Annotated in this window: 18 protein-coding genes and 1 riboswitch; of the genes, 12 read left to right on the plus strand and 6 right to left on the minus strand. The window is 72.6% G+C overall.

Going from position 1 to position 22453, the window contains the following annotated elements; translation table 11 throughout:
- The first annotated feature begins 127 nt into the window (after window positions 1–127).
- From pyrH to AOM46_RS04770, 8 genes are all read left to right on the plus strand, one after another.
- Window positions 128–868: a UMP kinase gene (gene pyrH / locus AOM46_RS04735; protein ID WP_062205964.1), complete on the plus strand. Its 741-nt coding sequence runs from the start codon at window positions 128–130 to the stop codon at window positions 866–868.
- A gap of 41 nt (window positions 869–909) precedes the next feature.
- On the plus strand, window positions 910–1467 hold the full coding sequence (gene frr, locus AOM46_RS04740; RefSeq protein WP_062206467.1) for a ribosome recycling factor: 558 nt from the start codon (window positions 910–912) through the stop codon (window positions 1465–1467).
- Between the two features lie 79 nt (window positions 1468–1546).
- Window positions 1547–2437, plus strand: coding sequence for a phosphatidate cytidylyltransferase (locus AOM46_RS04745; RefSeq protein WP_062205967.1), 891 nt, complete (start codon window positions 1547–1549; stop codon window positions 2435–2437).
- Between the two features lie 66 nt (window positions 2438–2503).
- Window positions 2504–3610: a 23S rRNA (adenine(2503)-C(2))-methyltransferase RlmN gene (gene rlmN / locus AOM46_RS04750; protein ID WP_062205971.1), complete on the plus strand. Its 1107-nt coding sequence runs from the start codon at window positions 2504–2506 to the stop codon at window positions 3608–3610.
- 72 nt (window positions 3611–3682) lie between these two features.
- A riboswitch (TPP riboswitch) is annotated at window positions 3683–3788 on the plus strand.
- Window positions 3789–3824: 36 nt separating this feature from the next.
- The gene (locus tag AOM46_RS04755; RefSeq protein ID WP_062205974.1) at window positions 3825–4904 is read left to right on the plus strand and encodes a thiamine ABC transporter substrate binding subunit; all 1080 of its coding nucleotides are present in this window, start codon (window positions 3825–3827) and stop codon (window positions 4902–4904) included.
- A complete protein-coding gene (locus tag AOM46_RS04760; protein WP_234313623.1) occupies window positions 4901–6541 on the plus strand; it encodes an iron ABC transporter permease in 1641 nt (546 codons plus the stop codon). The genes AOM46_RS04755 and AOM46_RS04760 overlap by 4 nt, the downstream gene beginning before the upstream one ends.
- A gap of 17 nt (window positions 6542–6558) precedes the next feature.
- Window positions 6559–7638, plus strand: coding sequence for an ABC transporter ATP-binding protein (locus tag AOM46_RS04765; RefSeq protein WP_370592633.1), 1080 nt, complete (start codon window positions 6559–6561; stop codon window positions 7636–7638).
- Window positions 7639–7734: 96 nt separating this feature from the next.
- Window positions 7735–9297, plus strand: a complete 1563-nt coding sequence (locus AOM46_RS04770; RefSeq protein ID WP_062205983.1) for a family 10 glycosylhydrolase — start codon at window positions 7735–7737, stop codon at window positions 9295–9297.
- Between the two features lie 46 nt (window positions 9298–9343).
- Here AOM46_RS04770 and AOM46_RS04775 read toward each other — a convergent pair whose 3' ends face one another.
- Window positions 9344–10474, minus strand: coding sequence for a hypothetical protein (locus tag AOM46_RS04775; RefSeq protein ID WP_062205985.1), 1131 nt, complete (start codon window positions 10472–10474; stop codon window positions 9344–9346).
- A complete protein-coding gene (locus tag AOM46_RS04780; RefSeq protein ID WP_062205989.1) occupies window positions 10456–11175 on the minus strand; it encodes an ABC transporter ATP-binding protein in 720 nt (239 codons plus the stop codon). Before AOM46_RS04780 ends, AOM46_RS04775 begins: the two co-directional genes overlap by 19 nt.
- Window positions 11176–11506: 331 nt before the next feature.
- Between AOM46_RS04780 and AOM46_RS04785 the strand changes: the two genes are divergently transcribed.
- Window positions 11507–12940, plus strand: coding sequence for a gamma-aminobutyraldehyde dehydrogenase (locus AOM46_RS04785; protein WP_062205992.1), 1434 nt, complete (start codon window positions 11507–11509; stop codon window positions 12938–12940).
- 496 nt (window positions 12941–13436) lie between these two features.
- Here the strand turns inward: AOM46_RS04785 and AOM46_RS04790 are convergent, their stop codons facing one another.
- Together AOM46_RS04790 and AOM46_RS04795 are read right to left on the minus strand one after the other, a co-directional pair.
- Complete coding sequence (locus tag AOM46_RS04790) at window positions 13437–14138, minus strand: glycerophosphodiester phosphodiesterase (protein WP_062205995.1); 702 nt, start codon at window positions 14136–14138, stop codon at window positions 13437–13439.
- Window positions 14126–15208 carry an adenosine deaminase gene (locus AOM46_RS04795; protein WP_078856463.1) on the minus strand — a complete coding sequence of 361 codons (1083 nt, stop codon included), beginning with the start codon at window positions 15206–15208 and terminating at the stop codon, window positions 14126–14128. The genes AOM46_RS04790 and AOM46_RS04795 overlap by 13 nt, the downstream gene beginning before the upstream one ends.
- A 66-nt stretch (window positions 15209–15274) precedes the next feature.
- On the opposite strand from AOM46_RS04795, the gene AOM46_RS04800 reads away from it, so the two are divergent.
- The gene (locus AOM46_RS04800) at window positions 15275–16210 is read left to right on the plus strand and encodes a hypothetical protein (RefSeq protein WP_158920241.1); all 936 of its coding nucleotides are present in this window, start codon (window positions 15275–15277) and stop codon (window positions 16208–16210) included.
- 131 nt (window positions 16211–16341) lie between these two features.
- On the plus strand, window positions 16342–16815 hold the full coding sequence (locus tag AOM46_RS04805; RefSeq protein ID WP_062206001.1) for a hypothetical protein: 474 nt from the start codon (window positions 16342–16344) through the stop codon (window positions 16813–16815).
- A gap of 41 nt (window positions 16816–16856) precedes the next feature.
- Here AOM46_RS04805 and gabT read toward each other — a convergent pair whose 3' ends face one another.
- A complete protein-coding gene (gabT, locus tag AOM46_RS04810; RefSeq protein ID WP_062206004.1) occupies window positions 16857–18215 on the minus strand; it encodes a 4-aminobutyrate--2-oxoglutarate transaminase in 1359 nt (452 codons plus the stop codon).
- 164 nt (window positions 18216–18379) lie between these two features.
- Window positions 18380–19732 carry an ABC transporter ATP-binding protein gene (locus AOM46_RS04815; protein ID WP_062206007.1) on the minus strand — a complete coding sequence of 451 codons (1353 nt, stop codon included), beginning with the start codon at window positions 19730–19732 and terminating at the stop codon, window positions 18380–18382.
- 302 nt (window positions 19733–20034) lie between these two features.
- Between AOM46_RS04815 and AOM46_RS04820 the strand changes: the two genes are divergently transcribed.
- Complete coding sequence (locus AOM46_RS04820; RefSeq protein WP_234313625.1) at window positions 20035–22392, plus strand: ATP-binding protein; 2358 nt, start codon at window positions 20035–20037, stop codon at window positions 22390–22392.
- The last annotated feature ends 61 nt before the right edge of the window (window positions 22393–22453 follow it).

Raw genomic sequence — 22453 nt, forward strand, 5'->3', positions numbered from 1 at the left:
GTCCGGCCGCGCGGTGCGTCGCGACGACCGGGGCGACCGTAGTTGTGACGAGGAGGCCATTGCCGGGCAGGGGAACCGTAAGGTCCGCTGGCAGTGGCCTCCTTGGCGTGTGCACGAGGAGAGTTCCATGAACCAGGACGACAACAAACCCCCGCGATTTCTCCTGAAGCTGTCGGGTGAGGCATTCGCGGGCGGCGGTGGGCTCGGTGTCGATCCCGATGTCGTGCACAAGATGGCCAGGGAGATCGCGGCCGTGGTGCGCGACGGCGCGCAGATCGCCGTGGTGATCGGCGGCGGGAACTTCTTCCGCGGCGCCGAGCTCCAGCAGCGCGGGATGGACCGGGCGCGCTCCGACTACATGGGCATGCTGGGCACGGTGATGAACTGCCTGGCCCTCCAGGACTTCCTGGAGAAGGAGGGCATCGACTCCCGGGTGCAGACCGCCATCACCATGGGGCAGGTCGCGGAGCCGTACATTCCGCTGCGCGCCGTGCGGCATCTGGAGAAGGGCCGGGTCGTGATCTTCGGCGCCGGTATGGGGATGCCCTACTTCTCCACCGACACCACGGCGGCCCAACGGGCCCTGGAGATCCACGCCGAGGCGCTGCTGATGGGCAAGAACGGGGTGGACGGGGTGTACGACTCCGATCCGGCCCGCAACGCGGACGCGGTGAAGTTCGACGCGTTGGACTACGGCGAGGTGATCACCCGGGATCTCCGGGTGGCCGACTCCACCGCGATCACCCTGTGCCGGGACAACCAACTGCCGATTCTCGTCTTCGAACTGCTCGCGGAGGGCAATATCGCCCGTGCGGTAAAGGGTGAGAAGATCGGCACACTCGTCAACAGCCAGGGCCAGCGGGCCTGACGGCCCGTCACGCCCCCACACATCGAACCAGGGAGCACGTGGTGATCGAAGAAGCCCTCCTCGAAGCCGAGGAGAAGATGGAGAAGGCGGTCGTGGTCGCCAAGGAGGATCTGGCGGCGATCCGCACCGGGCGTGCCCACCCCGCGATGTTCAACAAGATCGTGGCCGAGTACTACGGCACCATGACCCCGATCAACCAGCTGGCGTCGTTCTCCGTGCCGGAGGCGCGGATGGCGGTGGTGACCCCGTTCGACAAGAGCGCGCTGCGCAACATCGAGCAGGCGATCCGGGATTCGGATCTCGGGGTCAACCCGACCAACGACGGCCACATCATCCGCGTCGTCTTCCCCGAGTTGACGGAGGAGCGGCGCCGCGAGTACATCAAGGTCGCCAAGACCAAGGGCGAGGATGCCAAGATCTCCATTCGTGGGGTGCGGCGGAAGGCCAAGGAGCTGATCGACAAGGCCATCAAGGACGGCGACGTCGGCGAGGACGAGGGTCGGCGCGGCGAGAAGGAGTTGGACGAGACCACCGCCAAGCATGTGGCGCAGGTTGACGAGTTGCTCAAGCACAAGGAAGCCGAGCTGCTCGAAGTCTGACCGATCGGGCGTGAAGCCGGTGTGAAACGGGCTCAGTCGCGAGCGTGACCGATCAGGACCGAGAAAGACGCTGTCATCCGTGAATGAATCAACCAGGGGGTCGTCCCCGGCCACCGGGCAGTCGTCGGCCCGGCCCCCAGGGCCTCCGCAGCCCAAGCGCGCGGGCCGTGACCTCCGTGCCGCCGTGGGGGTGGGGGTGGCGCTCGGCGCGGTCGTGCTGGCGGCGCTCTTCGCCTACAAACCGGCGTTCCTGGTGGTGATAGCCGCAGCCGTGGTCGTCGGCCTGTGGGAGCTGTCCACCCGCCTCGGTGAGCGCAAGCAACTGCGGGTGCCGCTGCCGCCGTTGGCGGTGGGTGGGGTGGCCATGGTGGTCGCCGGCTATCTCAGGGGCGCCGAGGGCGCCTGGTCCGCCATGGCGCTGACGGTGCTGGCGGTGCTGCTGTGGCGGATGTTCCAGTCCCCGGAGAACTACCTGCGGGATGTCACCGCCGGGGTCTTCGCGGCCTTCTATGTGCCGTTCCTGGCGACCTTTGTGGCGCTGATGCTGGCCGCGGACGACGGACACCGGCGGGTGCTGGTCTTCATACTTCTCACCGTGGTCAGCGACACCGGCGCCTACGCGGTGGGTTGGCGGTTCGGCCGGAAGAAGCTGGCGCCCCGGATCAGCCCGGGCAAGACGCGTGAGGGCCTGGCCGGCGCGGTGCTGTTCGCCACGGTGGCCGGCGCGCTGTCCATGGCGACGCTGATCGACGACGGCACCTGGTGGCAGGGCGTGCTGCTCGGCCTCGGGGTGGCCGTCAGCGCGACGCTTGGCGATCTGGGCGAGTCGATGATCAAGCGTGATCTGGGCATCAAGGACATGGGCACCCTGTTGCCCGGTCATGGCGGGATCATGGACCGGCTGGACTCGCTGCTGCCCACCGCGCCCGTCGCCTGGCTGCTGTTGCTGGTCTTCGTCGGCGCCGGCTGAGCCGGCCCGGGCCCGCGCCCGGGGCCGGCCGGGCGCCCGGCGGGAGTCTGCGACACTGGAGCCATCATGCCTGCACCAGGAGAACTCACCTTCGTCGCGCCGCGTGGGGCCAAGAAGCCGCCCCGGCACCTCGCCGATCTCACCCCGGCCGAACGCCGGGAGGCGGTGACGGCGCTGGGCGAGAAGCCGTTCCGCGCGCGGCAGCTGTCGCGGCACTACTTCGCCCGGCTCTCGGACGACCCCGCGACCTGGACGGATCTCCCCGCCGCCGCGCGCGAGCGGTTGGCGGGGGAGCTGCTTCCGCGGCTGATGAGCGTGGTGCGGCATATCAGCTGTGACGAGGGCGCCACCCGTAAGACGCTCTGGCGCCTGCACGACGGCACCCTGGTGGAGTCGGTGCTGATGCGCTATCCGGAGCGGGTCACCATGTGTGTCTCCTCACAGGCCGGCTGCGGGATGAACTGCCCGTTCTGCGCGACCGGTCAGGCGGGTCTGGACCGCAACCTCTCCACCGCCGAGATCGTGCACCAGATCGTGGACGGGGCCAGGGCGCTGCGGGACGGCGAGGTGCCGGGCGGACCGGCGCGGCTGTCCAACATCGTCTTCATGGGCATGGGCGAGCCCCTGGCCAACTACAACCGGGTGGTCGGCGCCATCCGGCGGCTCACGGACGAGGCGCCCGACGGCGTGGGGCTCTCCCAGCGCGGGATCACCGTCTCCACGGTCGGCCTGGTGCCGGCGATGCGGCGGTTCGCCGACGAGGGGTTCAGCTGCCGGCTGGCGGTCTCGCTGCACGCGCCCGACGACGAGCTGCGCGACACCCTGGTGCCGGTCAACACCCGCTGGAAGGTGCGCGAGGTGCTGGACGCCGCGTCCGAGTACGCGGAGCGCTCCGGGCGGCGGATCTCCATCGAGTACGCCCTGATCAGGGACATCAACGACCAGGCATGGCGCGCCGATCTGCTGGGCAGGCTGGTGCGCGGGCGCGGTGCCCATGTCAACCTCATCCCGTTGAACCCGACCCCGGGCTCCAAGTGGACGGCCTCCCGGCCGGAGGACGAGCGGGCCTTTGTGGCGGCGTTGGAGGCGCGTGGGGTGCCGGTGACGGTGCGGGACACCAGGGGGCAGGAGATCGAGGGCGCCTGCGGGCAGTTGGCGGCCGCCGAACGCTGACCGGCCGGCTGTCGGTGGCGACTGCTATCGTGGCCTCTCGAACACTTGCACAAGCGCACACACCGGGTGTGCGTCATCCGACAGGGGAGCGCTCGCAGCGCTGAGAGTGCGGCACCGGCCGCAGACCCTCGAACCTCGCCCAGGTCATGCTGGGTAGGAAGTTCGGACTTCCTCTCATGCTGCTCGCGTCTGCCCGCGTTAAGAAAGCGACACCATGCAGCGCAGCAGCATCCGCCGGGCCTCCGCCGCCCTGCTCGCCCTCGGCCTCGGCGCCCTCACCGCCTGCGGCTCCGACGGTTCGGACAGTTCGGACGAGGGTTCGGGCGGCTCGGAGGTCGTGCTGGTCACCCACGAGTCGTTCCTGGTCTCCGACGAGGTGCTGGCGGCGTTCACCGAGGAGACGGGCTTCCGGGTGAAGCTGCTGCGGGCCGGTGACGCCGGGGTGATGGTCAACCAGGCTGTGCTGTCCAAGGGCAACCCGCAGGGCGATGTGCTCTTCGGCGTGGACAACACGCTGCTCTCCCGCGCCCTGGACGAGGGCGTCTTCGAGCCGTACGAGGCGGCCGGCCTCGACCAGGTGCCGGCCGAGCTGCGGTTGGACGACGAGCAGCGGGTGACGCCGATGGACACCGGCGACATCTGCGTCAACTACGACCGCGCCTACTTCGCCGAGCGCGGGCTGGAACCGCCGCAGACCCTGCAGGAGTTGGCCGAGCCCGAGTACGCCGATCTGCTGGTGGTGCAGAACGCCGCCACCTCCTCGCCCGGGCTCGGCTTCCTGCTGGCCACCGTCGCCGAGTTCGGCGAGGACGGCTGGGCGGACTACTGGGAGCGGCTGCGGGAGAACGGCGTCGAGGTGGTCGACGGCTGGGAGCAGGCGTACAACGAGCGGTTCTCCGGTGCCGGTCAGGGCGGTGACAAGCCGCTGGTGGTCTCCTATGCCACCAGCCCGCCGGCCGGGGTGGTCTACGGCGGGGACGAGCGGCCCGACGAGGCGCCCACCGGGGTTTCGACGGAGACCTGCTTCCGGCAGATCGAGTTCGCCGGTCTGCTGGACGGCGCGGCCAACCCCGAGGGCGGCAGGGCGCTGCTGGACTTCCTGCTGGGCCTCGAGTTCCAGGAGGACATGCCGCTGAACATGTTCGTCCACCCGGCGCGGCAGGACGCCGAGCTGCCCGAGGAGTTCACCCGCTACGCCGAGCCGGTGGAGAACCTGCGCGAGGTGGCGCCCGCGGAGATAGCGGAGCACCGTGAGGAGTGGATCGACGAGTGGACCGATCTGGTCGTCAGGTGACCGGATCGAGGTTGACCAGGGCGGCACTGCTGGCGGTGCCGCTGCTGTTCTTCGGGGTCTTCTTCGGCTATCCGGTGGCCGCCATCGTGTCCAGGGGACTGGTGGAGGACGGGAGTTGGCAATGGGGCCGGCTCGGCGAGGTGCTGGGCGACGAGAGCACCGCGAAGGTGCTGTGGTTCACCTGCTGGCAGGCGGCGGCGTCCACCGCGTTGACGCTGGCCCTGGCGCTGCCCGGCGCCTATGTCTTCGCCCGGCTCAGCTTCCCGGGGAAGCGGCTGCTGCACGCGGCCGTCACCGTGCCCTTTGTGCTGCCCACGGTGGTCACCGGGGCTGCCTTTCTCGCCCTGCTGGGGCGCGGCGGCCTGTTGGACAGCGCGTGGGGGGTGCGTCTTGACGACGGGGTGTGGGCGATTCTGCTGGCCCATGCCTTCTTCAACTACGCGGTGGTGGTGCGGACGGTGGGCGGGCTGTGGGCGCAGCTCGACCCCCGGCAGGAGGAGGCGGCGCGGGTGCTGGGCGCCGGCCGCCTCACCGCGTGGCGGCGGGTGACGCTGCCGGCGCTGGTGCCTTCGGTGGCCGCCGCGGGGCTGATGGTCTTCCTCTTCACCTTCACCTCCTTCGGGGTGATCCAGATCCTGGGTTCACCCCGGCAGTCCACCCTGGAGGTGGAGATCTACCGGCAGACCGCGCAGCTGCTGCGGCTGTCCACCGCCTCGGTGCTCACCCTGCTGCAGTTGGCGGCCGTGGTCGCGCTGCTGCTGGCGCACCGGCTGATCACCCGGCGGCGGGAGACGGCGCTCGCCCTCGTCGATCCGGCGTCCACCTCCCACCGGCCGCGCGGCGCCGCCCAGTGGTCGCTGCTGGCCGGGGTGTTGCTCTCCATCGGGCTGCTGCTGGCGTTGCCGCTCGGGGTGTTGGTGGAACGTTCGCTCTCCGGGCCCGACGGCTACGGCTTCGCGCACTACCGCGCTTTGGCGCACGCCGACGGCACGTTCCTGGTCGCGCCCTGGGAGGCGATCGGCAACTCGCTGCGCTTCGCCGCCGTCGCCACGGTGATCGCCGTGCTGGTCGGCGGCTGCGCCGCTGTCGCCCTGACCCGGCGAGCCGGCCGGCTGACCAGGGGGTTCGACGCGCTGCTGATGCTGCCGCTGGGCACTTCGGCGGTGACGGTGGGCTTCGGCTTCCTGATCGCGCTGGACGAACCCCCGTTGGACCTGCGGTCCTCCTGGATCCTGGTGCCGCTGGCGCAGGCGCTGGTGGGCGTTCCGTTCGTGGTGCGGGTGCTGCTGCCGGTGCTGCGCGCGGTGGACGACCGGCTGCGGCAGGCGGCCGCGGTGCTCGGTGCCTCGCCCGCGCGGGTCTGGCGCGAGGTGGATCTGCCGCTGGTGTGGCGGGCGTTGCTGGTGGCGGCCGGTTTCGCCTTCGCCGTCTCGCTCGGCGAGTTCGGGGCCACGGTCTTCATCGCCCGCCCGGACGAGCCGACGCTGCCGGTCGCGGTGGCCCGGCTGCTGGGCCGCGCCGGTGAGCTGAACTACGGTCAGGCGATGGCGCTCAGCGTGATCCTGATGCTGGTGTGCACGGCCGTGCTGCTGTTGCTGGAGCGGTTGGCGCCCAGTCGTTCCGCGGGAACCTTCTGATGGCTTGGGAGTCAGTTGTGAGTCTGCTGGAACTCGACGGGGTGAGCGTCCGCTACGGTGAGCGCGCCGCGCTGCGCTCGGTGGACCTCGGGGTGGCCGAGGGTGAGACGGTCTGTGTGCTGGGGCCGAGCGGCAGCGGCAAGTCCACGCTGTTGCGGGCGGTCGCGGGGCTGATTCCGGTGGCCGGCGGCACCGTTCGGCTGGCCGGCCGCGACCAGGCGGGGGTGCCGGCGCACCGGCGGGGGCTCGGGCTGATGTTCCAGGACCACCAGTTGTTCCCGCAGCGCGATGTGGCCGGCAACATCGCGTTCGGCCCGCGGATGCGGGGCAGCGGGAAGGCCGAGACGGCGCGTCGGGTCGCCGAACTGCTGGAGCTGGTCGGCCTGCCGGGCGCCGGCCGCCGCGCGGTGGCCACGCTCTCCGGCGGGGAGCAGCAACGGGTGGCGCTGGCCCGGGCGTTGGCGCCCGATCCCAGGCTGTTGATGTTGGACGAGCCGCTGGGCCAGCTGGACCGCGATCTGCGGGAGCGGCTGGTGCTGGAACTGCGCGAGCTGTTCGGCCGGTTGGGCACCACGGTGCTGGCCGTCACCCATGACCAGGGCGAGGCGTTCGCGCTCGCCGACCGGGTGGTGGTGATGCGGGACGGGCGGGTGGTGCAGGTCGGCACCCCGGTCGAGGTGTGGCGCCGCCCCGCGGACGCCTTTGTGGCGCGGTTCCTCGGCTTCCGCAATGTGGTCGAGACCACCGTCGGCGACGGAACCGCCGCCTCGCCGTGGGGCCCGCTGCCGGTGCCGGCCGACACGGGCCGGGGGCCGCGCGAGGTGCTGGTGCGGCCCTCGGGGGTCCGGCTGACACCGGCCGAGGAGAGCGCCCTCACCGGCACCGTGCACGCGCGCACCTTCCGCGGCGACCATGTGCTGTTGCTGATCCGCCCCGAGCCGTCCGGGCCCCTGGTGGAGGCATCCTGTCCGCTGCGCGCCGCCCCCGAGGAGGGGGAGCGGGTGGGGCTCTCCTTCGATCCCGACGAGGTGGTGGTGCTGCCCCCGCGCCGGGACGGGGAGCCGACGGACGCTCAACTGCCGGGCGGGGCACGCTAGAAAGTTCCTGAGAAGGTGAAAGTTTTCGTCTGTACGGGGTGACGACGGCGAAGTAAATTGTCGCAGCAGTCGTCACACTCTCCTGGAGATCCCCCTATGAGACGGACCCTGCTCACCCTTCTCGCCTGTCTCAGCCTGCTGTTCGGCGGCGCCGTGGTCGCCGCCCCGGCCCAGGCCGACCAGGCGCCGCCCGAACAGTGGCGCAGCTACTGGGTCGACGCCTTCAACGCCGGCATCTACAGCCCCGACCAGGTCAGCACGCTGATCGAGGACGCACAGGCGGTCAACGCCAACGCCCTGATCGTGCAGACCGCCCGCCGCTACGACTGCTTCTGCAACCGCGCCCTCTACCCGCGCACCGACGCCGCCATCGACCCCGCGCCCTACGACCCGCTGGACGAGGTGATCGAGCAGGCGCACGCGGCCGGCCTTGAGGTGCACGCCTGGGTGAACGTCAACACCCTCTGGAACAGCGCCACTCCGCCCACCTCGCCCGACCACGTCTACAACCAGCACGGCCCGACGGCCGAGGGCGCCGAGCGCTGGCTCAACAAGAAGGCGGACGGCACCGAACTGGTCGGCGCCAACGTCTATATCGACCCGGGCCACCCGGCGGCCGTCGACTACATCGAGTCCGCGGTGCGCAGCATCGTCCGCGAGTACGACGTCGACGGGATCAACCTGGACTACGTCCGCTACCCCGACGGCAGCTCGGAGACCACCCACAGCGACTGGGGCTACAACGACGTCTCCGTCGCCAGGTTCCAGCACGCCACCGGCCGGGACGACGTGCCCGAGCCGGCCGACGAGCAGTGGTCGGACTGGCGCCGGGACCAGGTCACCGGCCTGGTGCGCCGCCTCTACCTGGGCATCTGGGAGGAGAACCCGCAGGCCAGGCTCTCCATGGACGCCATCACCTACGGCCACGGCCCCAGCGCGGTCGGCGGGTTCGAGAACACCCGCACCTATGGCGAGGTCCTGCAGGACTGGGACGGCTGGCTGGACGAGGGGATCATGGACACCGTGGTGGCCATGAACTACAAGCGGAACTGGGAGCCCGAACAGGCCGACATGTACAGCGAGTGGTCGGAGTTCCTGGCCGACGCCCAGGGCGACCGACAGGCCGTCAACGGGCCCGCGCTCTACCTCAACTCGGTGGCCGACAGCGTCCAGCAGGCCCGCGAGGCGCTGACCCCGACGGCGGCCGGCAACACGATCGCCGGCTGGAGCGGCTACTCCTACGCCAGCGCCTCCATCGACGTCCCCGACTCCACCCCCGAGGCCGAACGCGCCGCGCTGGCCGAGGCGTTGACCACCGGCGCCGACGCGCCGTTCGCCGACCGCGCCGAGGTGCCCGACATGGCGTGGAAGTCCACGCCGACCGACGGCCATGTCACCGGCGAGCTGGCGCTGCGGGACGGCACCGCGCTGGACGGCGCCGAGGTCACGCTGATCCCGCTGGGCAGCGGCGAACGGCGGGTCGCCCGGGCCGACGGCTCGGGTTGGTTCGGCTTCGCGCATGTGCCGCCGGGGCACTATCTGGCGACGGTGACGCTGCCCGACGGCGTGGTCGGCGTCCCGGTGCTGCCGGTCCGGGTCGGCAGGGGCACCATCGCCGACACCCCGTTCCCGCCGTTCCTGGCCCTGCCCGGGGCGTGACGCCGGGCCGGCCCCCGGGCGCCCATGCCCGGGGGCCGGCGTCGGCTCAGCGGCGCGCGGCCAGGGTCAGCAGTTCGGCGGTGAGCCAGGCCAGTGGCCCGAAGACCGCCGCCAGCGCGGCGCAGCGCGCCGCGACCACCAGCCGCAGCGCCCGCCGTCCGGTGCCGACCCGCGTCAGGGCGGTCGTCGCCGGACGGCGTTCCACCCTGATCTGCTCGGCCACCGTGAGCACGCTGCCCAGCGTGCCGGCCGCGACCACCGCCAGGCCCAGCGACCCGAAGAGCCCGAAGTCGCCGAGCGCGCCCAGGTCGCCGGCGGCCAGCGTGGCCGCCACCGTGACGGTGAGCGCCGCGACCGGCCGACCGAGCCGTCTGGCCTCCTCCGTCAACCCGCGCCCGGCGAGCAGCCGCAGCGCCCCCGGCTGGTAGGCGGCCAGCGCCTGCCCGGCCAGATAGACAAGGCCAGGGCCGGTCAGCACCACCCCGGCGGCGATCAGCAGCCAGCCGCCGACCACCCCGAAGGGCATGGTGTCCAACGGGGCGGGCAGCGGCAGCCAACCGTCCGCCGCCTCGGCCGTCGGCTCGCCGGCCAGCGTGCCGAGCGCCAGACCGCCGGCGATCAGCGCCGTGCCCCACGGCAGTCCGGCCGGCGCCGGCATCGCGGTCACCGTCGCGCCGCGCAGCCCGAGCGCGGAAGCGCCGGCCGCCGTCGCCGGGGCCACCGCCAGCAGCGTCAACGCGGCCCCCAGCGGCAGCGAACCGCCACCGTTCAACGGACCGGTCGCGGCCCCGTCGAACGGCAACCCGGACAGATCGCCGCGCAGATGCAGAAAGAGCAGCAGGGCCAACGCGCTGCCCAACAGCCCGGCCACCGCCGTGGAGATCGCGGCCAGCACCGGGGTGCGCGCCGGGCCGAGGCCCGCGCTGTCCAGGCCCGACCGGGGCCGTGCCGTCGGATCGGCCCTCGCCACGGCCACCGCCAACTGCGCCGTGGCGGCCAGCGGCACCAGACACCACAGCAGCCGCAGCCCGGCGAGCCGGCCGTCCTCGGGATGAGCCGCGGCCCGCGCCAGGGCGCTGAGCAGCAGAAACCCCACGCCGGCCGCCGCCGAGGCGAGCAGCAGCCGACGGGCGAGCGCCGCCGGGTCGGAACCTCGGGCTAGCCGGAGAGCGAGCATGTGACGTCATCCTCGACGGCTTCGGGGGCGGCGGTGGTGTGGCCGTCGACCAGGCTGAGCGTGCGATCCGCCAGGGTCGCGACCTCCGGGTCGTGGGTGGCCAGCACCACCGTGATGGCATGGGTGCGGCCCGCCGTGGTCAGGGTGCGCAGCACCTGCGCCCGGTCCGCCCGGTGCAGCGGGGCGGTGGGCTCGTCGGCGAAAAGCACCTCCGGCTTGTGCGCCAACGCCCGGGCCAGCGCGACCCGTTGGCGCTGCGCCTGGCGCAGCCCGGCGGGCCGGATCCTGGCGCAGTCGGCGATATCGAGGCGGTCGAGCCATTCGGTGACCGTCTTACGGGCCTGGCGTCCCGGCACGCCCGCCAGCAGCAGCGGCAGCGCGGCGTTCTCCCAGGCGGTCAGCTCGGGCACCAGCTGTGGGCTCTCCCCGACCCAGCCGAAGCGCTCCCGGCGCAGCCGGTCCCGCGAGGTCGGGGACAGCTCGTGCACCGGGACCCCGTTGAACCACACCTCCCCACCCTGTGGGCGGAGTTGGCCGCTCAGGCAGGACAGCAGGGTGGTCTTCCCCGCCCCGCGCGGGCCGGCGACGGCAAGGATCTCGCCCTGGCGCACCCCCAGGGACACGCCGAGCAGGGCGGGTGAGCCACGGTGGGCGTACTCCAGATCGCGCGCCCAGAGCACGTGGTCGTCGGGTGGGGCCATGGATGGGGCACCTTCCGCTGGACTGGCCGGCCGTCGCCCCGCCCGCCGAACGGGAGGGCGTCCGGCCGTTCACGGCACCCCTGCACGCTGACACACCCCCTTCCCCGAAGCCGAACGCGACGCGACCACCGGTGCGAAGAATCCTCCGGACGGTGTACGGGCCGGGGGAGCGGGTGCAAGAAGTTCCTCCGGGGCCATGTTTCGGTGGCGATTTTCCTGGATTGGGCCGCACATGGCGTCGGATCTATGGCCAGTGGCGGTGTTGTACCCGGGGGCCCTGGGCATAGGGTGAGCGTTCCAATCCATCGGACCGGGAAGGCAGGAGGGCTCCGTGAGCACCGAGCCGCGCCGCGTGCGCAACTACATCGACGGGGAGTTCCGGGAGGCTGCCGACGGGCGGGTCAGCGAGGTGGTCGACCCGACCACGGGCACCCCGTACACCACGGCGCCGCTCTCCGGCACCGCCGACGTGGACGCGGCGATGGCCGCGGCCGAGGCGGCCTTCCCCGCCTGGCGGGACGCCACCCCGGCGGACCGCCAGCTGGCACTGCTGCGCATCGCCGACGCGCTGGAGCGGAACGCCGACGAACTGCTGGCCGTCGAATGCCGCGACACCGGCAAGCCCCTGGAGCTGACCAGGGGCGAGGAACTGCCGCAGATGCTGGAGCAGATCCGCTTCTTCGCCGGCGCGGCCCGGATGCTGGAGGGCAAGTCCGCCGGCGAGTACCTGGCGGGTTTCACCTCCTTCGTGCGACGGGAGCCCGTCGGGGTCTGCGCCCAGGTGGTGCCGTGGAACTACCCGCTGCTGATGGCCGTCTGGAAGTTCGCCCCCGCGCTGGCCGCCGGCAACACCGTCGTCCTCAAGCCGTCCGACACCACCCCCGCGTCCCTCTCCTATGTGGCGGGCCTGCTCGGCGAGATCCTGCCCAAGGGCGTCTTCAACGTGGTCTGCGGCGACCGGGACACCGGCCGGCTGATGGTGGAGCACCCCACCCCGGCCATGGTCTCCATCACCGGCTCGGTCCGCGCCGGCACCGAGGTCGCCACCAGCGCGGCGGCCGACCTCAAGCGGGTCCACCTGGAGCTGGGCGGCAAGGCGCCCTGCGTGGTCTTCGGGGACGCCGACCTGTCGGCGGCCGTCGAGGGCATCAGGGACGCCGGCTTCTTCAACGCCGGCCAGGACTGTACGGCCGCCACCCGGGTCCTGGTGCACGCCTCCCGCTACGACGCCTTCGTCCAGGCGCTCACCGAGGCCGCCGCCGTGGTGCGCACCGGCGACGTCGCCGACCCCGACTGCGCCTACGGCCCGCTCAACAACGCCGACCATCTGGCGAAGGTCAGCGGCTTCGTCGAGCGGCTGCCCGCCCACGCCAAGGTGACCACCGGCGGCCACCGGGTGGGCGAGCGCGGCTACTTCTACGCGCCCACGGTCGTCGTCAACTGCGCCCAGGACGACGAGATCGTGCAGAACGAGGTCTTCGGCCCGGTGATCACGGTGCAGTCCTTCACCGACGAGGCCCAGGCGGTGGAGTTCGCCAACGGGGTCGAGTACGGACTGGCCTCGTCGGTCTGGACCAGGGACCACGCGCGGGCCATGCGGATGTCCAAGGCGCTGGACTTCGGCTGCGTCTGGATCAACACGCATATCCCGCTGGTCGGTGAGATGCCGCACGGCGGCTTCAAGAAGTCCGGCTATGGCAAGGACCTCTCCGCGTACGGGCTGGAGGACTACACGCGGGTCAAGCATGTGATGACCTCGCTGTAGCCTTGGCGGCTCGCCTTGAGCCACCGCGGCCGGCCCGGGGGCCTGCGGCCCCCGGGGCCGCCCGCGGACCGGCGCCCTGGGCGGGCGGCCTTGGGCGGTCTTGGGCGGCGTTGCCGGGTTACAGAGTTGCGGAGTTGTGAGCTTGCGGGGTTGCGGAGTTGCGACTCCGGAGCGTTGCCTTTCCGGTGGCCCGGTGGCCCGGTGGCCCGGTGGCCCGGTGGCCCGGTGGCCCGGTGGCCCGGTGGCCCGGTGGCCCGGTGGCCCGGTGGCCCGGTGGCCCGGTGGCCCGGTGGCCCGGTGGCCCGGTGGCCCGGTGGCCCGGTGGCCCGGTGGCCCGGTGGCCCGGTGGCCCGGTGGCCCGGTGGCCCGGTGGCCCGGTGGCCCGGTGGCCCGGTGGCCCGGTGGTGTTCGGACGGGGCGGCGGGTGGGTTCGGGGGCGATCGTGGGGTGCGTGGGCCCGGGGGGAGTCGCCCCGCCCCCGGGCCGGGGGGCGGGGTCAGCGGCGTCGGTGGGGTTCGTCGGCGACGGCGCGCAGGGTGCCGATGCGGTTGGTCATGATCACGGCGACGTCCAGATCGCGGAGTCGGCGCATGGTCCGGCGGCTGTCGACCGTCCAGGCGGCGACCTGGTAGCCGGCGTCCTGGGTCCAGCGGACCCGGGCCTGGTTCACCTGCCCCAGCGGGTAGTTGAGCCAGCGCGGCCGGACCTCGGCGAGCAGCGAGGGGCGCGGCGCGCCCGTCCGCTTCCAGGTGAGGGCGATCTCCGCGTCCGGCTCCGCGCGGCGCACCGCGCGCAGCGCGCCCGGATCGCCGCAGTACCAGACCCGGGCGGTCGAACCGGTGGCCCGCACCTCGTCGACCACCCCACGCGCCTGCTCGGGGGAACGTTCCGGCAGGTCCAGCAGGACCCGCACGCCGAGATCGGCGCAGTGCGCCAACGCCTCGGCCAGCGTGGGCACTCCGCCGCCGGTGAGCCGGCGGACCTCGGCGGCGGACAGCGCCGCGACCGGCGCGTCATGCCCCCACAGCCGGCGGAGCGTCGCGTCGTGCAGCACCACCGGCACACCGTCCGCCGTCGTCCGCACGTCCAACTCGACGGAGTCCGCGCCCGCTTCGGCGGCCGAGGTGAAGGAGGGCAGGGTGTTCTCCCTGACCCGGTAGGGGTCGCCCCGGTGGGCGACCGTGATCACCCCGCCCATGTGGCGAGGTGGTCGTCGATCTCGGCGGTCAGCCGGGCCTTGCCGGCCGGGTCGAGGAACGAGGCGGCCACCGCGTTCCTGGCCAGGTCGGCGACGCCGGCCTCGTCCAGGTCCAACAGCCGCGCCGCGACCAGGTACTCCCGGCACAGGTCGGTGCCGAACATCGGCGGGTCGTCGGAGTTGATCGTCACCGGCACGCCCGCCTCGACCAGACGCGGCAGCGGGTGCTCGGCCAGGGACGAGACGGCGCCCGTCGCCACGTTGGAAGTGGGGCAGACCTCCAACGGGATTTGTTCGCGCGCCAGATGGGCCAGCAGCTCCGGGTCCTGGGCGGAGTTGATGCCGTGTCCGATCCGCTCGGCGCGCAGCGAGGTCAGGGCGTCCCACACGGTCTCGGGCCCTGTCGTCTCGCCGGCGTGCGGCACGCTGCGCAGGCCCGCGGCGATCGCCTGGTCGAAGACCGGCTTGAAGAGGGCGCGCGGCCACCCCTGCTCGGGGCCGCCGAGGCCGAACGAGACCAGGCCGTCCGGCTGTTGGCCCAGCGCACACGCCAGGGTGCCGTCGGCGGCCGGCAGGCCCAGCTCGCCGGGGATGTCGAAGCACCAGCGGAGCACCAGGCCCAGATCCCGCTCCGCCGTCACCCTGGCGTCCTCGATCGCTTCCACGATCGCCTCGTCGGGGATGCCGCGCAGCGCCAACGTGTAGGGCGTGACGGTCAGTTCGGCGTAGCGGATGCGCTGCCTGGCCATGTCCCTGGCCACCTCGTAGGTCAACAGCCGCACATCCTCCGGGGTCTTGATCAGGTTGACCACGGAGATATAGACCTCGATGAAGTGCGCGAAGTCGCGGAAGGTGAAGAACTCGGCCAGTCGCTCCGGGTCCTTGGGCACCGGCGAGTCCGGGTGCCGGGCGGCCAGCTCGGCGACGATCCGGGGCGAGGCGGAGCCCACATGGTGCACATGCAGCTCGGCCTTGGGCAGCCCGGCGACAAACGCGGCGAGATCACCGCCGGTGGCGGGGGGTTCCGGCAGCTGGGACAAGACGCCTCCTCGGATTCGACCTGCGCTCATGGTAGGCGGGGCTTACGGAGCGCCCGCGGGCCCGTAGGGTTAGGGCTCGCAGAATGTGGAGGTGCCGTGCCCGAGGAACAGCATGCCTATCCGACTCGGCCAGCGGCGGAAGAGCCTCCGGCGACCCCGCCGCCCGGCGGACCGACGACCGCCCCCGGCACGCCGGTGCCGGGACAGTTCGCCGGCTGGTCCTCCGGCGCCACCCCGCCGCCCGGCGGCTACCCGGCGCCCCCGGTTTACCCGTCGCCGCCGTACCCCGGCTTCGTGCCGCCGCCACCGGCGCCGATCCGCAACGGGACGGGGCTGGCCGCGCTGATCCTGGGCGTCGTCGCCGCCTCCGTCAGCTGGACCGTGTTCCTCAGCCCGTTGGCCGTCTTCCTCGGCGTTCTCGCCGTGGCCTTCGGCCTGATAGGCGCCGGACGGGTCAAGCGCGGCGCCGCCACCAACCGCCCGGCCGCGCTCGGCGGGCTGTGGACGGGCGTCGGCGGCGCGGTCATAGGCATCGCGCTCACCGTGGTCCTGGTGCTCCGGGTCCTCGTGCCGACCGGGGTGGAGTCCGCGGCCGGCTCCGACTACCTCGCGGAGGCGGGCGACGAGGTCGTCTTCGAGGACGGCCTCATCGTCCGGATCGACCAGCCCCGACGGGAGGACCACGGCTCCGTCGAGCTGACCGTCAACCTGACCAACGGCTCGGACGGGTCCGTCGAGGTCTTCGACGACTCGATCCGGGCCCTGGTGGACGGCACCCGGCTGGAGTCGCATCTGGTGTACCGGATCACCGCCGACGGGGGCGATCTGCCCCCCGGCGAGCAACGCAGCGTCGTCTTCCGGGTCGACGTCGGCAACGACGTCAGGGAACTGGGCATCGACTACGCGCCGGGCGCCGACTACGAGTACGCCTACTGGCAGTTGGCCCTTCCGGCCGACGGCGAGCCGGACGGGCCGCCGGGAGACGACCGGAACACGGACGAGGACCCGCCCGGCACCAGCCTCGACGTCTGAGAACCGCCCGCCCGCCGACCGCCCGCGCCAGAACCTCGCCGAAGTGGCGTAACGATCCACCCGCGCCGCCCTCTCAGCCGGAGAGGGAGAGGACCGGCCCCTCCGGGGCCGGCGGGCAGAAGGGACGCGGGATGCGAGACGAGAACGGCTCCAGGACGGCGCTGGAGTGGCTGGCCGCCGCGGCGCCCAGGCCGGCGACCTGTCGCTGGGAGTGGGAGCGCCAACCGCAGGGAGTGGCGCTGCTACCCGCCGGGCGGCTGTGGGACGTGCTGATCCTGCCGCCGGTGTTGGGCCTGGTCACCCTGGAGGTGCTGGGCCGGATCATCGACCGCCCCGGGCCGGTGCTGACGGACGGACGGCACGGGCGGGTCGGCTTCTTCGTCCCCGCCGGCACCGCGGGACGCTGGCTCGGCACCGGGGTGCGGGCGGCGGGACGCGGCTCCTGGATCGTGGTGCCACGCCCCGACCGGATCGTCCCCGCCGCCCACTGGCTGGTGCCGCCGGACGGCTCCGGGGTGCTGACGGACCCCGCCGTCCTCGAACTGGCGATGCACGAGGCCGCCGCCACCGTGGCCGGGCCCCGCCGCCCCGACCTCGGCGGGTGACCGGGCGACGGGTGACCGGCGGGCGGGGCACGCGGCGGCGCTCAGCTTCCGGCCAGTGCGCTCTCCAGGATGTCCAGGCCCTCGGCGAGCAGATCCTCGCCGATCACCAGGGGCGGCAGGAAACGCACCACATTGCCGTAGGTGCCGGTGGTCAGGACCAGCAGGCCCGCCCGGTGGCAGCGCGCCGCCACGGCGGCGGTGGTCGCCGGGTCGGGCTCCTTGCCGCCGGGCCGCACCAACTCGATCGCCACCATGGCGCCCCGGCCCCTGACATCGCCGATCACCGGGAACCGCTCGGCCAGCGCGCGCAGGCGCGGCAGCATGATCTCCTCGATCCGCCGCGCCCTGGCCGGCAGATCAAGCTCCCGCATGGTCTCGATCGCGCCCAGCGCCGCCGCGCAGGCCACCGGGTTGCCGCCGTAGGTGCCGCCAAGACCGCCCACATGGGCGGCGTCCATGATCTCGGCGCGGCCGGTGACCGCCGCCAGCGGCAGCCCGCCGGCGATGCCCTTGGCCGTGGTGATCAGATCGGGCACCAGACCCTCGTCCTCGGAGGCGAACCACTGTCCGGTGCGACAGAAACCGGACTGGATCTCGTCCGCGACCAGCACGATCCCGTGCTCTCGGGCGAACTCGGCGATCCGCGGCAGGAAGCCACGGGCCGGCACGATGAAACCGCCCTCGCCGAGGATCGGCTCCACCACGACGGCCGCCGTGTTGTCGGCGCCGACCTGCTTGGTGATCTGCTCGATCACCTGCGCCGCCGCCTCCTCCGCGCACCGCTCGGGCCCGGTCAGCCAGCGGTAGGGATAGGCCATCGGCACCCGGTAGATCTCCGGCGCGAACGGGCCGAAGCCGTGCTTGTACGGCATGTCCTTGGCGGTCAGCGCCATGGTGAGGTTGGTGCGGCCGTGGTAGCCGTGCTCGAAGACCACCACCGCCTGCCGCTTGGTGTGGTACCGGGCGATCTTGACCGCGTTCTCCACCGCCTCGGCGCCGGAGTTCAGCAGGATCGACTTCTTGGCGTGGTCGCCCGGGGTGAGCCGGGCCAGCTCCTCGCAGACCTCGACATAGCCCTCGTAGGGCGTGACCATCGCGCAGGTGTGGGTGAACCGCCCCAGCTGTTCGGTGGCGCGCCGCACCACGGCCTCGGCGCTGTTGCCCACCGAGGTGACGGCGATCCCCGAGCCGAAGTCGATCAGCCGGTTGCCGTCCACGTCCTCGACGATCCCGCCGCCGGCCCTGGCGGCGAAGACCGGCATCACGGTGCCGACACCCGCGGCCACCGTGGCCAGCTTCCGCGCCATCAACTCCTGGGACCTGGGCCCCGGGATCTCGGTGACCAGCCTGCGCTCCTGGGGGAGAGCGGGACCTCCGGCCCTTCCGTTCGTGTCGCTCATGAGTGGACTCCTCGTCGCGAAGGGGGTGCGTCGGGCACTTCCTCGCAGGCTAGGGCCGGACCAGCGCCCCGGGCACGCGCCACCACGGAGTCAACGGGGCACGGTTTTGGCCACTTCGGCACCTGGTGTGCCGCCACCCCGACGGCCGGGCACGCGGGGTGCGCTCAGGGCCGCGACACGGTGTCGTGCGGCGGGGCGGGGCAGATCCGCCGGCCGTCCTCGTCGAAGACGTACATCTGGTTCAGATCGACCAGCAGCGGCACCCGCTCGCCCAGCCGGGGCTGCGCCTCGGCGGGGATGCGCACCACCAGACCGTCCGTGATCCGGCCGGCGGCGGTGGCCGGCGGTCCCTCCGCCTCCTGCTGACCGGCCCCGGCCGGCTCCCGGGGGCTGCCGGCCGGTATGCGCCGCCGGCCCAGCAGCCGCCCGAGACCGCCGGCGCCGCCGAGCCGCGAACGGCGCCCGACCCGGGACCGCTTGGCCGGCGGGCGCGGCGACTCAAGCCCCTCGACGCGCGCCGGACGCGCCCCCGTCGACACATGCACCAGCGACTCGTGCCCCTGGAACTCCACATGCTGCACCACGCCGTTGAGCAGCGCCTCGGTGGGCCGCATCTCCTGCGGGGAGGCGATCCTGGCCGCCTCCGAGCGCAGCCCCACCGTGATCTCCCGCCCCATCTGCACCCGCAGCATCTGGTGGTCCACGGACAACGGCTGCGGCAACTCGATACGTTGGGTGCCGAAGTCGATGCCCATCCGGCCGCCGAGCGGCGCGTGCACCGTGGCCCGCAGCAGATTGATCCGCGGCGTGCCGACGAACGCCGCCACGAAGACGTTCTCCGGACGCTGGTAGACCGCCCTGGCGCTGTCCATCTGCTGGATCACGCCGTCGCGCATCACGGCCACCCGGTCGCCGAGCGACATCGCCTCGGCCTGGTCGTGCGTCACATAGACCGTGGTCACCCCGAGATGCCGGGTCAGCGTCGCGATCTCGGCCCGCAGCCGGGTGCGGAGCTTCGCGTCGAGGTTGGAGAGCGGCTCGTCCAACAGGAACGCGGAGGGCCGGCGGACGATGGCACGCCCCATCGCCACCCGCTGGCGCTCGCCGCCGGAGAGCTGCCCGGGATAGCGGTCCAGCAGGTCCTCGATGCCCAGCAGCCGGGCCGCCTCCCGCACCCGGGAGGTGGTGTCCTGCGACGGCGACTCGATGCGCAGCGGGAAGTCGATGTTCTGGCGGCCTGTCATGTTCGGGTAGAGGGCGTAGTGCTGGAAGACCATCGCCAACCGACGTTCACCCGGCGGTACCGCGTTGGACAGCTCGCCGTCGAAGAGCAGTTCCCCCGAGGTGATGTCCTCCAGACCCGCGATCATCCGCAACACCGTTGTCTTGCCGCAGCCGGAGGGACCGAGCAGCACCACGAACTCGCCGGGACGGATGTCCATGGACAGGCGATCCACGGCGACCACGTCCCGTGGGTAGATCTTGGTCACGTCTCGCAGGGAGATGGCGCGTGTCATGGCGTTCCGCCCGTGGATTTCCTTGACTCGGGGATGAGCCAGGAACGTAGCGCACCAGATGTCCCAGGGGAACGCTTTCGTACAACTTGCCCCGCCGCATATTCGAGGACCTGTTCGCGCACCTCACACCGTCCGTTCGACGGGCGGCGCGGGAGGGTGACGGCTGCACTAGATTTGGCCGTGGACGAACGGTCGCCGAATCGGTCGGGCCCCTCCGACGTGACGACAACCGACGTTCGAGGCACGGCGGTTGGCATCATGGGGGACCAATGAACAGCGACGGTACAGCGAAGCCGAGGCGCATGCCCCACGAGACGGCGGACCAGACCCCCGTGGTTCCCCCGCCCCCCGGTGCGCCACCGGCGATCCAGCAGCCACCGGCGGCCGAAGTACCGCCGCTGACCCGCTGGTTGCGCCTGCCCCGACCCGCCACCCGCCCCGGCGTCTGGCGCGCCGGCCATATCGTCAAACCACCCCACGACCCCGACCAACCCAGCGACCGCGAACTCCACGGCGGCGCCCTCCTGGCGTTTCTGACGGGGTTGTTGGTCTGGTCGTTGTGCTGGTACGGGTATATCGACCTGTGGATGTGGCCCCTGGACCGGATCCGGTGGAGCCGCCCCATCCAGCTCGACTCCCGGGCCGGTGCGACGGTGGTCGAGACCGTCATCTGGGCCTACTACGTCCTGTTCGACGTGATGTTGGTCTGGATCTTCGGTCGTCTGGGCAACTTCTCCCAGGTGTGGTACCGCTGGCGGCCGGTATTCCTGCGGTACTGGAGCGGGCGTGCTGATCTCCAGCCGCAGCCGTCCGGGAAGACGCGCCGTGCGGTGGCGGCGCTGGTCGGCTTCGGCTGGGTGTTCGGGCTCAGCTTCGGGCTCTGGACATCCTGGCTCGGCCCCCTCAACGCCGTGGTGCCGGATGCGATGTGGGAGGACGGGGACACCACGGCGTATGTGGTGGTCTACAACCTCTACTACGTGCTGTACACCGTCCTGTTGCTGCTGCTCTTCGGCTGGCTCGGCGGGTGGTGGGCCGTTCTGCGGCGGTATCCGTTGGCGTTGTTGTCGCGTGACCGTGCGCCGGGGAGTGCCGAGGAGCGGGCCGCGATCGCGCGGTTGACGGACTTCACCGAACTGCGCGACGCGGGCGCCGACGCGGCGGCCGAGCGGCTGTTGGCCGAGGTGCGGGAGGGGGCGATGAGCGATCTGGACTACGCCAGGATCGCGCACGCGTGGAGCACGGTGCGGGCCAGGCCGACGGAGCTGCCGGTGTTCGACGAGGCGGTGCGGCGGCACGGTGCCGGCGCGTTCCCGCATCCGTCGGGCGAGCGGGACCTGCCGGTCCGCGCCGCCCGGCACGATCTGCTCACCCGTCAGGTGCGGATCGGTTCGGGCGTGGACGAGGAGCGCAACCCCTACGAGTACCGGGGCGTGGACATCGCGCTCGATCCGGCCGTGCTCGGCACCTCGTTGCTGGCCGTCGGTCCGCCGGGCGCCGGCAAGACGGGGCGGGTGGTGCGCCCGGTGGTGGAGGCGCTGTGCCTGCACGCGCTGACCGGGCAGGCCGCCGTGGTGGCGGTGGGCACGGCGGCCAGCGGCCTCGGCCCCGACCACGCCTTCGACGTGCTGGTGCGGGTGGGAGATCCGTCCAGCACCCACCAGTTGGCGCTCTACGGCGGCGCCGCCGACACCGACGAGGCGGCCGGGCTGCTCGCCGAGGCGCTGCTCGGCGGCACCCAGGCGGAGACCAGGGAGGCCGCCGCGGTGCTGATCCAGCTGATCGGCCCGTACCACGCGGCCTATGGCCGGCTGCCCGGGGTGCCCGAGCTGCGGGCCATGCTGGACGGCGCGCCGGCGTTGCTGGCGACGCTGCGCGACGACCTGGCGCTGGCCGGGGCGCACGACCAGCAGCGGGAGTTGGACTCCCGGCAGCGGCAGGCGCGTCGTCCCGACGACCTCGGCCGGCGGCTCGCCGACCGGTTGGCGGTGCTGGACCGGGCGGGCTTCTCGAACGAGGCCCCGGCGGAGCCCTTCTCGTTGGCCGCGCTCATCCATCCGCTGCGGGTGCGGATCGACCTTCCGGCCGCCGGGCACGCGGAGGCCGGCCGGATCATCACCCGGCTGCTGCTCGCCCAGTTCGCCGCCTCGGTCACCAGCCGCCCCGACCGTTCGCTCTTCGCCGTGCTGGTGCTGGACGACGCGACGGCCGCCGTCACCCCGGGCACGGTGCGCGGGCTCACCCAGCTGCGCGGCGCCAACGCCGGCGCGGTGCTGGCGCTGCGCACCCTGGACGACGTACCGGCCGAGCTGCGCGCCGGGCTGCTGGGCGCGGTCGGCTGTCGGATGGCGTTCTCCGGGCTCACCACCTGGGACGCCGAGCACTTCGCCCGCGCCTGGGGCACGGCCTGGACGGAGGATCAGGACATCACCAGGACGCCCGACCGCACCGGCGGCATCGTGCGGAAGACGGTGCGCGGCGTGCGGAAGCTGTTCACCGGTCGGGAGACCACCACGGACTCGGTGACGGTGCGTCGGGTGGAGCGGGAGCGCTGGTCCGCGTCGGAGCTGGCGCATCGGGTGCCGCCCCGGCACGCGGTGCTGTCGATGACCTCGGTGGACGGGGAGCCCACCCCGCCGGTGCTGCTCCGGCTCGGCTGAGGCCGCCGCCGGGAGGTGGCCGATACCGGCCGTTCCGGTCGCGGGGGCCGCTGGGACGCCA

This window comes from Streptomyces sp. NBRC 109706, from assembly GCF_000974485.1.
Classification (GTDB): Bacteria; Actinomycetota; Actinomycetes; order Streptomycetales; family Streptomycetaceae; genus Streptomyces.